Source organism: Streptomyces sp. NPDC090994 (genome assembly GCF_044768905.1).
GTDB lineage: Bacteria > Actinomycetota > Actinomycetes > Streptomycetales > Streptomycetaceae > Streptomyces.
Genome location: NZ_JBIVWS010000001.1, coordinates 114,648 through 127,796 on the forward strand (window position 1 = coordinate 114,648; position 13,149 = coordinate 127,796).

10 protein-coding genes and 1 riboswitch are annotated in these 13,149 nt (G+C 70.1%); of the genes, 5 read left to right on the forward strand and 5 right to left on the reverse strand.

Going from position 1 to position 13,149, the window contains the following annotated elements; translation table 11 throughout:
- Window positions 1-42 precede the first annotated feature (42 nt).
- A complete protein-coding gene (locus ACIQR3_RS00575; RefSeq protein WP_403532411.1) occupies window positions 43-1,308 on the reverse strand; it encodes an extracellular solute-binding protein in 1,266 nt (421 codons plus the stop codon).
- A 450-nt stretch (window positions 1,309-1,758) separates the two neighbouring features.
- Here ACIQR3_RS00575 and ACIQR3_RS00580 point away from each other — a divergent pair, with 450 nt between their 5' ends.
- The 5 genes from ACIQR3_RS00580 to ACIQR3_RS00600 all read left to right on the forward strand — a co-directional run bounded on the left by ACIQR3_RS00580 (window position 1,759) and on the right by ACIQR3_RS00600 (window position 8,377).
- Window positions 1,759-2,523, forward strand: a complete 765-nt coding sequence (locus ACIQR3_RS00580) for a GntR family transcriptional regulator (protein WP_215168227.1) — start codon at window positions 1,759-1,761, stop codon at window positions 2,521-2,523.
- Between the two features lie 142 nt (window positions 2,524-2,665).
- Window positions 2,666-2,932 (forward strand): DUF3311 domain-containing protein, encoded by a 267-nt coding sequence (locus tag ACIQR3_RS00585; protein ID WP_403532413.1) that lies wholly within the window; start codon window positions 2,666-2,668, stop codon window positions 2,930-2,932.
- Window positions 2,929-4,539 carry a monocarboxylate uptake permease MctP gene (gene mctP / locus ACIQR3_RS00590; protein ID WP_403532415.1) on the forward strand — a complete coding sequence of 537 codons (1,611 nt, stop codon included), beginning with the start codon at window positions 2,929-2,931 and terminating at the stop codon, window positions 4,537-4,539. Before ACIQR3_RS00585 ends, mctP begins: the two co-directional genes overlap by 4 nt.
- 191 nt (window positions 4,540-4,730) lie before the next feature.
- Window positions 4,731-4,870, forward strand: a riboswitch (cobalamin riboswitch).
- A gap of 121 nt (window positions 4,871-4,991) precedes the next feature.
- Entirely contained in the window at window positions 4,992-7,355 is a 2,364-nt protein-coding gene (locus ACIQR3_RS00595) for a ribonucleoside-diphosphate reductase subunit alpha (RefSeq protein WP_403532417.1), read from the forward strand.
- A 65-nt stretch (window positions 7,356-7,420) separates the two neighbouring features.
- Window positions 7,421-8,377, forward strand: coding sequence for a ribonucleotide-diphosphate reductase subunit beta (locus ACIQR3_RS00600; protein WP_403533911.1), 957 nt, complete (start codon window positions 7,421-7,423; stop codon window positions 8,375-8,377).
- Window positions 8,378-8,495: 118 nt separating this feature from the next.
- On the opposite strand, the gene ACIQR3_RS00605 is transcribed toward ACIQR3_RS00600, so the two are convergent.
- The 4 genes from ACIQR3_RS00605 to ACIQR3_RS00620 form a co-directional block, all read right to left on the reverse strand.
- Window positions 8,496-9,860, reverse strand: a complete 1,365-nt coding sequence (locus tag ACIQR3_RS00605; protein WP_403532419.1) for a cytochrome P450 — start codon at window positions 9,858-9,860, stop codon at window positions 8,496-8,498.
- On the reverse strand, window positions 9,857-10,966 hold the full coding sequence (gene cyc1, locus ACIQR3_RS00610) for an epi-isozizaene synthase (RefSeq protein ID WP_403532421.1): 1,110 nt from the start codon (window positions 10,964-10,966) through the stop codon (window positions 9,857-9,859). Before cyc1 ends, ACIQR3_RS00605 begins: the two co-directional genes overlap by 4 nt.
- Window positions 10,967-11,287: 321 nt before the next feature.
- Window positions 11,288-11,938, reverse strand: a complete 651-nt coding sequence (gene def / locus ACIQR3_RS00615; protein ID WP_403532423.1) for a peptide deformylase — start codon at window positions 11,936-11,938, stop codon at window positions 11,288-11,290.
- A gap of 141 nt (window positions 11,939-12,079) precedes the next feature.
- Window positions 12,080-13,060 (reverse strand): tetratricopeptide repeat protein, encoded by a 981-nt coding sequence (locus tag ACIQR3_RS00620; protein ID WP_403532425.1) that lies wholly within the window; start codon window positions 13,058-13,060, stop codon window positions 12,080-12,082.
- Window positions 13,061-13,149 lie beyond the last annotated feature (89 nt).

Genomic DNA, 13,149 nt, shown 5'->3' on the forward strand with positions numbered 1-13,149 from the left:
ACGCCGGGGGCGGGGGCCGGTGGCCGGCCCCCGCCCCAGCTCCTACTGCTGCTGCGCCAGGCGCTTGTTGAACTCGCCCTCGACCTGCTTGGCCGCCTCCGCGGGCGACTTGCCGTTCAGTACGGCGGTCATGTACGTCTTGATCGGGTTGGGGGCGTTCTCCACCGCGGCCCACTCCGGGATCAGCGGCGTGGTGCCGCCGACGGCGGCGGCCGGGGCGGCGGCCTCGGCGGGGGCGTTGCCCTTCAGGTTGGTCTGGAGCGACTCCTTGTTCGGGATGACGCCGTTCTCCTTGGCGAGCTGGCCCTCGAACTTGTCGGACAGGGCGAGCTTCAGGAACTCCTTGGCCAGGTCCTGCTTGGTGGAGCCGGCCGCGACGGCCAGGTTGGAGCCGCCGAGGAAGACGCCCTCGGGCTTGTCGGCCGTGGCGCCGGGGATGGTGAAGTAGCCGATGTCCTGCTCGATCTTCGGGTTGGCCTCGATGGCGGTGGCGGCCTCCCAGCCCATGCCGATGAAGGCGCCGACGTCGCCCTTGGCGAACACCTCGGCCTGCTGCGGGGTGGCCTCGTCCTTGTCCTTGGGGGCCTCGGAGAGCGCCTGGAACTTCTGGTAGGTCTCCATCGCCGCGGTGACCTTGGGGTCGGCCAGGTTGGAGACGTACGTGTCGCCGTCCTTCTTGACCAGTTCGGCACCCTCGCCGATCACCAGGCCGACGAAGTGGTACCAGTTCTGACCGGGCAGGTAGATCGGCTCGGCGTCGGTCTTGGCGCCGATCGTCTTCAGGTCGTCGTAGAACTCGTCCCGGGTCTTGGGGGTGTCCTTGATGCCCGCGTCGGCCCAGACCTTCTTGTTGTAGACGACGACGCGGTTGGCGAAGTACCAGGGCGTCGCGTACTGCTTGCCCTCGTAGACGGAGGAGGCGTTGAGGGACTCGGTCCACTCGCCGCCGATCTCCTTCTTGAGGTCACCGAGGTCGGCGAGGCCGCCGGTCTTGGCGTAGGCGGGGGTCTGGGTGTTGCCGATCTCGAAGACGTCCGGCGGGTTCTCCTCGGAGAGGGCGGTGGTGAGCTTCTGCTGGATGCCGTTCCACTGCTGGATCTCGAACTTGACCTTCGAACCGGTCTGCTTCTCGAAGGCGGCGCCCAGTTCCTTCTGCCACTGGTCGGGGGACGATCCGTCCATCACCCACACCGTGAGGGTCTGGCCCTTCGTCCCGGCCTCACTGTCGCCGCCGTCGCCGCCCCCGCACGCCGCGATGGAGACCATCATGCCCGCGACACCGATCGCGGATATCAGCTTGCGCTTCACGCCACCCTCCTCAGGGATGCCACAACCCCCCTGCCTCCCCGCGGTAACTCGCCGACGCGTGACCGCCCTTGGGGCCGGGACTGGACCAATGGTGTAGACCAGTACGGGGAGACTGGCCCAGACCAATAAGACTGTCAAGGGTGTGCAACCGGCCGCCCGGCCTCCGTGATGCGACCGAGATATGCAGGGACCTTTCATTCCCCGAGGGGCGGATCGGACCCCCGTCGGATGCCCGTACCAGACACCCGGCGGCGGCCGTGCGAAGGGGCCCGGCCGGTGCGTACCACGCGGGCTTGACGGCGCGGTGGACTAGACCAACGGTGGCCCCAGAGGTATACAGAGGGGGTCACGGAGCGTGCGGGACCAGCCCGCGGTGAGCCGTGCCACGATGTGAGCCGCGGCCGGCCGGGGACGTCGGCCGCTTCGGCATCCGGAGCCGGGAAGGCAGCGATGAGCACCGACGTCAGCAGTGCGGAGAACGAGGGTGGGGCGACCGTCCGTACCGCGCGTGTGCCCAAGTACTACCGCCTGAAGAAGCATCTGCTCGACATGACGCGGACCCAGGCGCCCGGCACACCGGTCCCGCCGGAGCGCACGCTGGCCGCCGAGTTCGACACCTCCCGCACCACCGTGCGCCAGGCCCTCCAGGAACTCGTCGTCGAGGGCCGCCTGGAGCGCATCCAGGGCAAGGGCACGTTCGTCGCCAAGCCGAAGGTCTCGCAGGCGCTGCAACTCACCTCGTACACCGAGGACATGCGTGCCCAGGGGCTGGAACCCACGTCCCAGTTGCTGGACGTCGGCTACATCACCGCCGACGACCGGATCGCCGCGCTCCTGGACATCGCGGCGGGCGGCCGGGTGCTGCGCATCGAGCGGCTGCGCATGGCCAACGGGGAGCCGATGGCCATCGAGACCACCCACCTGAGCGCCAAGCGCTTCCCGGCCCTGCGCCGCTCCCTGGTCAAGTACACGTCCCTCTACACCGCCCTCGCCGAGGTCTACGACGTCCATCTCGCCGAGGCCGAGGAGACCATCGAGACCTCGCTGGCCACCCCGCGCGAGGCCGGCCTGCTCGGCACCGACGTGGGCCTGCCGATGCTGATGCTCTCCCGGCACTCGCGGGACCGGGACGGTCAGCCGGTGGAGTGGGTGCGGTCGGTGTACCGGGGGGACCGGTACAAGTTCGTGGCCCGGCTGAAGCGGCCGCGGGACTGACGTTCCCTCCCCCTGAGCTGCTTTCACGGGGACATGCCGGTCTTCGGGACCGATATGCGGACGGGGTCTTCCGCTGTCGTGTAACCGTCACCTAGATTGCCTCCGCATTACAGGGGTGACCACTAGGGGACGGAGCCGCCGCATGTCGCAAGCCTCAGGAACGAGCTCGGGGCCGGTGGTGACGCCGGTGCGCGTGATCATCGGGATCTGCCTCGTCGCACCGTTCGTGGCCATGCTCTGGGTCGGGTCGTACGCGAAGACCGACCCGGCGTTCATCGGCATCCCGTTCTTCTACTGGTACCAGATGGCCTGGGTGCTGATCTCGACGGCGCTGACGATGATCGCGTACAAGCTGTGGCAGCGTGACCAGCGGGCCCGGCGCGCTCCTGAGGGGGGTGCGGGCAGGTGAACGACGGCGTCAACGGCGTGGCACTCGCCGTCTTCGTCTTCTTCTTCGTCCTGGTCACCGCGATGGGCTTCCTGGCCGCCCGCTGGCGCCGGGCCGAGAACGAGGCCAGCCTCGACGAATGGGGCCTGGGCGGACGCTCGTTCGGCACCTGGATCACCTGGTTCCTGCTGGGCGGCGACCTCTACACGGCGTACACCTTCGTCGCCGTCCCGGCGGCGATCTACGCGGCGGGCGCCTCCGGCTTCTTCGCGGTGCCGTACACGATCCTGGTCTACCCGCTGATCTTCACCTTCCTGCCGCGCCTGTGGTCGGTCTCGCACAAGCACGGGTACGTGACGACCTCGGACTTCGTGCGCGGCCGGTTCGGCTCGAAGGGACTGTCGCTGGCGGTCGCCGTCACCGGCATCCTCGCCACCATGCCGTACATCGCGCTCCAGCTGGTCGGCATCCAGGCCGTGCTGGACGTGATGGGTGTCGGCGGCGGTGAGGACACCAACTGGTTCATCAAGGACCTGCCGCTGCTGATCGCCTTCGGCGTGCTGGCGGCGTACACGTACTCGTCCGGGCTGCGGGCGCCCGCGCTGATCGCGTTCGTGAAGGACACGCTGATCTACCTCGTGATCGCGGTCGCCATCATCTACATCCCGATCAAGCTGGGCGGCTTCGACGACATCTTCGCCGCGGCCGGCGACAAGTTCGAGGCGGCGGGCGCGGGCGGCGTGACCCCGCCCGACACCGGCCAGTGGACGTACGCCACGCTGGCCCTCGGCTCGGCGCTGGCGCTGTTCATGTACCCGCACTCGATCACCGCGACGCTGTCCTCGCGCAGCCGCGAGGTGATCCGGCGCAACACCACGATCCTGCCGCTGTACTCCCTGATGCTGGGGCTGCTGGCCCTGCTGGGCTTCATGGCGATCGCGGCCGGCATCAAGGTGAGCAACGGCCAGCTCGCCATCCCGCAGCTCTTCGAGGACATGTTCCCGGACTGGTTCGCGGGGGTGGCCTTCGCGGCGATCGGCATCGGCGCGCTGGTCCCGGCGGCCATCATGTCGATCGCGGCGGCCAACCTCTTCACCCGCAACATCTACAAGGACTTCATCAAGCCCGACGCCACGCCGGAACAGGAGACCAAGGTCTCCAAGCTGGTGTCGCTGCTGGTGAAGGTGGGCGCGCTGGTCTTCGTGCTCGGCATGGACAAGACGGTCGCGATCAACTTCCAGCTCCTTGGCGGCATCTGGATCCTGCAGACCTTCCCGGCGCTGGTCGGCGGCCTGTTCACCCGCTGGTTCCACCGCTGGGCGCTGCTGGCCGGCTGGGCGGTCGGCATGGTCTACGGCACGCTCGCGGCGTACGGCGTCTCCTCGCCGACGCAGGCGCACTTCGGCGGCTCGTCGGAGGAGATCCCGGGCATCGGGGAGATCGGGTACATCGGTCTGACGGCGTTCGTGCTCAACGTGCTGGTGACGGTGGTCCTGACCTTCGTCCTACGCGCGGCCAAGGCCCCCGACGGCGTCGACCAGACCCGCCCGGAGGACTACACGGCGGACGCGGGCGACCCGGGCGTGGAGGTGGAGCTGCCGCCGGCGACCGCGGGTTCCGCCCACTGACGCACCCCGTGCGGGGCGTGCGGCGGTGTGCCGCTTCGCCGCGTGGGCCCGAGCGACCGCACACACCCCGCGGCGACGCCGCCGAGGAGGCACACCTCGGCGGCGTCGCCTTCGTTCCCTCCCCCGGTCCGTCCTCACTGTGCGAGCCGCCCCGCCGACCCGGCGGACACTACATCTGGGGTCGCTTTCCTCACCCGGCACAACATGTATGCTCGTGCTCGCTGTCGCCGCAGGGGAATCCGGTGCGAATCCGGAACTGTCCCGCAACGGTGTACTCGCGTGTCCGCACGCCAGTCCAGTCCGAGTACCTGCCGACAGTGCGCCCGGCCGTCCGGTCCGGGCGCCTGACGTCCGGGCCTCGTGGAATGGGCCGGTGGACGCGACGCCGAGCGCGCTCGTGAGCTGCCCCCTGCCCTCCGCAAGGCCCCGTGCCGAGCGAGGGAGTGCTCCCCATGACCATCGCGCCAGCCGACCCGGTATCACCGGTCGGCCCGGCTCCGGCAACGCCCCCGGTGCCCGAGGACAGGCCCGGTGCCGCGCTGCTGCGGACCCTGACAGAACTGACCGCCGACCTCCCCGACGCCGACCCCGGCCGGGTCGCCGCCGCCGCGCTGCGCGGCCGGTCCGCGCGGGCCGACGAGCCCGAGCTGCGGGAGCTGGCCACGGAGGCCGCGGCCGGCCTGATCTCCGAGGACCCGGCGTACTCGCGGCTGGCCGCCCGGCTGCTGACGCTCACCCTGCGCGCCGAGGCCGCCTCCCAGGGCGTGACCACCTTCACCGAGTCCGTCGCCACCGGCCACCGCGAGGGCCTGATCGCCGACCGCACGGCCGAGTTCGTACGCCGGCACGCGGACCGCCTGGACGCGCTGCTCGACCCCGCCGCCGACGACCGCTTCGGCTACTTCGGTCTGCGCACCCTGCACAGCCGCTACCTGCTGCGGCACCCGCACACCCGCAAGGTGATCGAGACGCCGCAGCACTTCCTGCTCCGCGTCGCCGCCGGCCTCGCCGAGGACGACACACCCGGGTCCGCCGACGAGGTGGCCGCGCTCTACGGCCTGATGAGCCGCCTCGACTACCTCCCCTCCTCCCCCACCCTCTTCAACTCCGGCACCCGGCACCCCCAGATGTCGTCCTGCTACCTCCTGGACTCCCCCAGGGACGAGCTGGACTCGATCTACGAGCGCTACCTCCAGGTCGCCCGCCTCTCCAAGCACGCCGGCGGCATCGGCATCGCCTACTCCCGCGTCCGCGCCCGGGGTTCACTGATCCGCGGCACCAACGGGCACTCCAACGGCATCGTCCCGTTCCTCAAGACGCTCGACGCCTCGGTCGCCGCCGTCAACCAGGGCGGCCGGCGCAAGGGAGCGGCGGCGGTCTACCTGGAGACCTGGCACGCGGACATCGAGGAGTTCCTCGAACTGCGGGACAACACCGGCGAGGACGCCCGCCGCACCCACAACCTGAACCTGGCGCACTGGATCCCGGACGAGTTCATGCGCCGCGTCGAGGCGGACGCGGACTGGTCCCTCTTCTCCCCCGCCGACGTCCCCGGACTGACCGACCTCCACGGCGCGGAGTTCGACGCGGCCTACCGGGCGGCCGAGGCCAACGGCCTGGCCCGCAGGACGCTCCCCGCCCGCGAGCTGTACGGCCGCATGATGCGCACCCTCGCGCAGACCGGCAACGGCTGGATGACCTTCAAGGACACCGCCAACCGCACCGCCAACCAGACCGCCGAGCCGGGCCACGTCATCCACTCCTCCAACCTCTGCACGGAGATCCTGGAGGTCACGGACGACGGGGAGACGGCGGTGTGCAACCTGGGCTCCCTCAACCTGGCCGCCTTCGTGACCGGCGAGGCCATCGACTGGGACCGCCTGGACGCGGCCGTCCGCACCGCCGTCACCTTCCTCGACCGGGTCGTCGACATCAACTACTACCCGACCGGGCAGGCGGCCCGCTCCAACAGCCGCTGGCGCCCCGTCGGCCTCGGCGTGATGGGTCTCCAGGACGTCTTCTTCAAGCTCCGGCTGCCCTTCGACTCCGCCGAGGCCAGGGCCCTGTCCACCCGCATCGCCGAACGGATCATGCTGGCCGCCTACGAGACCTCCGCGGACCTCGCCGAGCGCGGCGGCCCGCTGCCCGCCTGGGAGAAGACCCGTACCGCACGCGGGGTCCTGCACCCCGACCACTACGACGTGGAGCCGGTCTGGCCCGACCGCTGGACCGCCCTGCGCGAGCGCGTCGCCCGCACCGGTCTGCGCAACGCCCTGCTCCTCGCCATCGCCCCGACCGCCACCATCGCCTCCATCGCGGGCGTCTACGAGTGCGTCGAGCCGCAGGTGTCCAACCTGTTCAAGCGCGAGACGCTGTCCGGCGAGTTCCTCCAGGTCAACTCCTACCTGGTGGCCGACCTCAAGCGGCTCGGCGTCTGGGACGCCGGCACCCGCGAGGCCCTGCGCGAGGCCAACGGCTCGGTCCAGGACCTCGACCGGCTCCCCGAGGACGTCCGCCGCCTCTACCGCACCGCCTGGGAACTCCCGCAGCGCGCCCTGATCGACCTGGCCGCCGCCCGTACCCCGTACCTCGACCAGGGCCAGTCCCTGAACCTGTTCCTCCAGACGCCGACCATCGGCAAGCTCTCCTCGATGTACGCGTACGCCTGGCAGCGGGGCCTGAAGACCACGTACTACCTGCGCTCCCGCCCGGCGACCCGCATCGCCCGCGCCGCACAAGCACCAGCACCAGCACCAGCACAGGCGGCCGTCGCCTGCTCCCTGGAGAACCCCGAGTCCTGCGAGGCCTGCCAGTGACGACCCACCCGGCGAACCCGACCAAGAACCTGCTCGACCCCGGCTTCGAGCTGACCCTGCGCCCCATGCGCTACCCCGACTTCTACGAGCGCTACCGGGACGCCATCAAGAACACCTGGACCGTGGAGGAGGTCGACCTCCACTCGGACGTGGCCGACCTCGCCAGGCTCACCCCCGCCGAGCAGCACCTGATCGGCCGCCTGGTCGCCTTCTTCGCCACCGGCGACTCGATCGTGGCGAACAACCTCGTGCTGACCCTCTACAAGCACATCAACTCCCCCGAGGCCCGGCTCTACCTCTCCCGCCAGCTCTTCGAGGAGGCCGTCCACGTCCAGTTCTACCTGACCCTGCTGGACACCTACCTCCCCGACCCGGACGACCGCGCCGCCGCCTTCGCGGCCGTCGAGAACATCCCCTCGATCCGCGAGAAGGCCGAGTTCTGCTTCAAGTGGATCGACTCGGTGGAGTCGATCGACCGCTTGGAGACCAAGTCCGACCGGCGCCGTTTCCTCCTCAACCTCATCTGCTTCGCCGCCTGCATCGAGGGCCTGTTCTTCTACGGGGCCTTCGCCTACGTCTACTGGTTCCGCGGCCGGGGCCTGCTGCACGGCCTGGCGACCGGCACCAACTGGGTGTTCCGCGACGAGACCATGCACATGTCCTTCGCCTTCGACGTGGTCGACACCGTCCGCCAGGAGGAACCCGACCTCTTCGACGACGACCTCCGCCGCCAGGTCACCGACATGCTGCGGGAGGCCGTCCAGGCCGAGCTGCAGTTCGCGCGCGACCTGTGCGGTGACGGCCTCCCGGGGATGAACACCGACTCCATGCGGCAGTACCTGGAGTGCGTCGCCGACCAGCGGCTCGCCCGCCTCGGCTTCGACCCGGTGTACGGCTCCGAGAACCCCTTCTCCTTCATGGAGTTGCAGGGGGTCCAGGAGCTGACCAACTTCTTCGAGCGGCGCCCGTCGGCGTACCAGGTGGCGGTGGAGGGTTCCGTCGACCTGGACGAGGACTTCTGAGCCCTCCGGGGCACCGCCGCCGGTTCACCCCGGTACGGGACGCCGCCCCGCACGCCCGCCGGCGCGCGCGGTCAGGGACCCTCGGGCCGCCTGAACGCGCGCGCCGCGTCCGTCAGCGTCAGCGGGGCAGCGCCCGCAGCCGCAGCCGGCGTGGCCGCAGCGTGATGCCGATCCGCGGCCGGGTGTCCGACCCCGGCGCGTGCTCGAACCGGAAGGCGGCGGCGATCACGGCGGTGACCAGCGTCAGTTCGGCCATGGAGAAGTGGTCGCTGGGGCACTTGCGGTTGCCCACGCTGAACGGGGCCATCGCGTACTTGGGCACCTCCCCGCCCCGCCCGTCGAGCCACCGGTCGGGGTCGAACTCCGCGTGCCGCTCGAAGGAGCGCCGGTCGCGCTGGACCGCGTAGGGGCTGTAGATGACGTCCGCCCCGGCCGGGATGCGGTACCCGCCCAGCTCGGTCTCGGCCACCGTCCGGCGGGTCAGGATCCACACGGCGGGATACAGCCGCATGGTCTCCAGGACCACGTTGGCGGTGTGCGTCAGCTGCCGGACGTCCTCGAACGCGACCGGCCGGTCACCCACGACGTCCCGCACCTCGTCGCGGATCCTGTCGCCCAGGTCCGGGTGCTCGGTGAGCACCAGCAGCAGGGACATCAGCACGGAGCCGACGGTTTCGCTGCCGGGGGTGAGGATCGCGATGACCTGGTCGTGGATCTCCTGTTCCCCGATGGGCTCGCCATTCTCGTCCGTCGCGTCCAGCAAAGCCGTCAGCAAATCGTCCGGTTTCTGACTACTGGCCCGGCGGTCGGCGACGATCTCGTCCACCAGGAGATGCAGATCGGCCAACGCCCGGTTGAATTCGCGGTTGCTCGGCACGGGTATCCGGTAAAGCGGCCCGAGGGGGACGACCATACGCTGGTACATGCCGCTGAACAGGGTCGCGAGGTCGGTGCATATCCGTTCGGCACGGTCATCCATGTAAGTGCCGCGCATCAGGCAGCGGGCGGAAATCCGGACGGCCACCCGGAAGGACTCCGAGGTGATGTCGAGGACCTGGCCGGAACTCCAGCGGCGCACCAGCGCGTACGCCTCCTCGGCCATGACCGGCCCGTAGGCGGGGATCGCGTCGAGCCGGAACGCCGGCTGGATGGTGCGCCGCTGGCGCCGGTGCGTCGGGCCGTTGGCGGTGGCCACCCCCTCCTTGCCGAGCAGGCTCTCCAGGGATTCCCAGAGCGGGCCCGCGATGACGTAGTCGGGGCTGAGCGCCAGGGCGCCGGTCAGGTGCGGGGCGGTGACGGCGTACACCGTCTTGGGGCCGAGACGGATGCGGACCACGTCGCCGTGGTCGCGGAGCTGGTCCATGAAGGCCAGCGGGTCCCGGACGAGCTTGAGGCCGTGGCCGAGCAGCGGCAGGCCGCCGCCGGCCAGCGGCGGCTCGGTCGCCGCCCCGGTGGTGCGGGAGTTCACCGACTCGACGGTCATTTCTCACCTGCCGCTGTGTCGAGGACGTCTCCGACGTCTCCGTTGGTGACGTACGGGGGTGTGGACCGGTCGTCCCAGCTGTCGACGGCGTACCGGCCGGACTCGTGGTGGAACCAGTAGACGGAACTGAACCAGTTCCGCATATTGCCCACACAGGTGTGCACGGCATTGCTGAGTTCTTTTCCGCGTACGGTCCCGTCGTCGAGCCCGTCGGCGAACCGCAGCGCGTCCCGCTCGACCGCGATGAATTCCACGACGCATTCCCGCACGCGCCGCCTCAGTTCCTCCATCGCCTCTTCGAGGGTCAGCCCTTCATGAGCGATGAGACTGATTCCGAGATTGTGCACCTCGGCTCCGGCCAATTCCTTCGGCAATGAGCAAAGGTCGTTGTACCAGGCGGCGAATTCCTGGCTCAGCAGCGCCGCCCGCCGGTATGCCGGGTGTTTTCGCACGGCGTCCGGGAGTTCGAGGCCCGCGCTCGGCTCCAGCAGGTCCGTCCAGATCCAGTGTGCGAAGGTGAGCCGGCGCAGCTCCAGGTACGCGTCGACGCGTGGCACCACGCCGTGCGTCCGGTTGTGGAACTCGCGGTCGTAGGCGTCGATCACCGCGTGGAAGTGCCGGGCGAACCGGGCGTTCCACGTCCCCGGCAGGAACGAGTACAGCCGCGCCACGCTGTCCGCGAACCCGGCCAGCAGGGCGTCCTCGTGGTGCAGGTGGTCCCAGGGGGAGTCGAGTGCCGTGTGCAGCCGGTCCCGCAGCCGCCGCCAGGCGGCCGCGCGCCCGTGGACGATGTCGCGGTCGTGCCGGTCGTCCCAGACGAAGAACCAGGCGCTGTAGTCCGCTATCGCCTGGAGCACCTCGTCGGGCGCGCCCAGGTAGTACCCGGCCATGAGGTCGGTGTAGCACAGGCCATCGGCATATTCCGCGACCTTGTCCGCGGGCATCAGCCGCTTTTCCAGGAGCCACCCGCGGGTGTTCTCCTGAAGCTTTGGCCAATACTCGTGGAGGCGCCGGGGAAATGCCGCTTCGACCAGGGGAAGGGAGAGTGAGGGTGGGACCGCCACCTCGGTCGGTGTCGATGTGGTGCCGGTTGGGAAAGCAAGCACGAACTGGCCCCTCTCAGCCGCCGGAGGCGCGCGTCTCCCGCATGCCGAGCGCGCGCCCTTGCGTATCACCGCACTACCATTCAGCCCTAAAACTGACCGGGTTGGGAACGGATTTGCCTCATTCGCCACCCGCGGCGCCGGAATTCTCCTGGTGTGTGGCGGCTTCAGGGAACACGCGCGCGAACGGCGCCTGTTCCGGGGGATGTTCCCGAACAGACGCCGTTCGAAAGGTCCGACAGATCCGAAAGGTTCGCGAGGACCGGAGGGATCAGAAGGATCGGAAGGCTCGGATGAGCGTACTGGGACGGATGGTGGTCCGTTTCAGTCGTTCGCGACCACGGGGTAGCGCGGCTCGTTCTCGGCCATCTGCCGCAGCGCGTCCTTGCGCTCCCGCTTGGACAGCCGGTCGATGTACAGGTACCCGTACAGGTGGTCGGTCTCGTGCTGCAAACACCGTGCGAAGTAGCCGGTGCCGCGCACCTTGACCGGGTTGCCCTTCTCGTCCTGCCCGGTCACCTCGGCGTAGTCGGGGCGGGCGAGCGGCGCGTAGGCGGTCGGCACCGACAGGCAGCCCTCGTTGCTGTCGTCCAGGCGGCGCCGCTCGGCGGGCAGCTCGACGAGCTTCGGGTTGCAGACGACGCCGACGTGCCGGACGCCCTCGTCGTCGGGGCAGTCGTAGACGAAGACCTTGAGGTCGACACCGATCTGGTTGGCGGCGAGGCCGACGCCCTCGGCGGTGCGCTGGCTGGCGAACATGTCCGCGACCAGCTGCTGGAACTCCTCGCCGAAGTCGGTGACGTCCCGGCACTCCTTGTGCAGCACCGGGTTCCCGACCACCGTGATCGGCCGCGAGGTCCCGCGCTCCCGCCAGGCGGCCTCACGCTCCTCGCAGTCCTCCGTGTCGACGACGTACCCCTCGTCATCCACGGGGAGCACGCCCACGTGCTGCTGATCGGTGTCCTGCTGCGCCATGACGGACGTACGCCTTCCTCAGTGAAACCCGGGTTCGATGCTCGATACAGGGTAAAGGGCGGCGCGCCCCGACAGGGGCGCGGGACTGTGTCCGTGTGCGGCTCCGCCGCGCGGGCTCGACAAGCCACGACGCACCCGCGGCTAACAGACTTCCTCAAGATCCCGCCAGTCCCGGGACTCCGGACTGTCGGCAACCCACCCGTCCAACAGCCCCCGCACCAATGAAGCCGGCGCCGCCACTCCGCACTCCCGCTCGGGAACCCACAGCTGCCCGTCCGTCCGGTGCCCCAGCGGCCCCGGATGCCCCGGCTCGCTGTGGTCGTGCGGGTCGAGGTGCTCCCCGTCGCCCTCGTCGGACGGCATCCGGGACTCCGAGCACATCCGGCACAGCAGCCGCACCGACGACGACCAGTCCTCGGCCGCGAAGCCGGCGTCGGCGGCGAGCTGCTCCAGCGCGTCCCGGTCGGCCTCGGTGGCCGCCTCCAAAAGCACCACCCAGGTCGGCACGGGCGACGGCGCCCACAGCTCGATCTCGTCGAAGACGGGGTAGGCGTGCCCGGCGGCGGTGGTCCGCTCGCCGTGCGGGACGCCGTCGTGCAGCACGACCTCGCCCCAGCGCCGCCCGGACGACGGCAGCGGGATCGACAGCACCTCGATGCGGGCGGGGTCCAGCCGCCGTCCCCACACCACCTCGGCCTCGCCCTCGGGAGAGAGCCGTACGGCGGCGCTGCCCAGCTCCATGCCGAGCGGTTCGCCGGCGTCGGTCGCGTCGCCGGGGAGCCGCAGGCCGTACGCCTGCCAGGCCCGGCGGGCCAGCGGCCAGTCCTGCAGGGCGGTCGCGGCGATGCCGACGTTCCACCAGTCGGGAGCCCCGGCGTCCCGGTCCAGGAGGGCGACGGCCCTGAGGCCGGCCGTCCGGGCCTGCTCCCAGTCGTGCCGGAACTTGTGCAGCAGGGCGAGGTTGAACCACGACTCCGACAGCCACGGCTCCAGGTCGGCGGCCCGCGTCAGCAGCGCCCCCGCGTCCTCGTACCTGCCGTCACCGATCAGGGTGAACGCGCGGTCGGTGGCCTGCCGCCAGGAGGCGGAGGGCCGGTGCCGTCCCTTGCCGAAGATCCTCACGATTCCCGCCTGCCAGTTCCGTTCTGTGGGCTGGCTGTGCCTTTTCCGCCCCCCGGACACCCTCTCCTGCGCATCAAACCACGTACGGC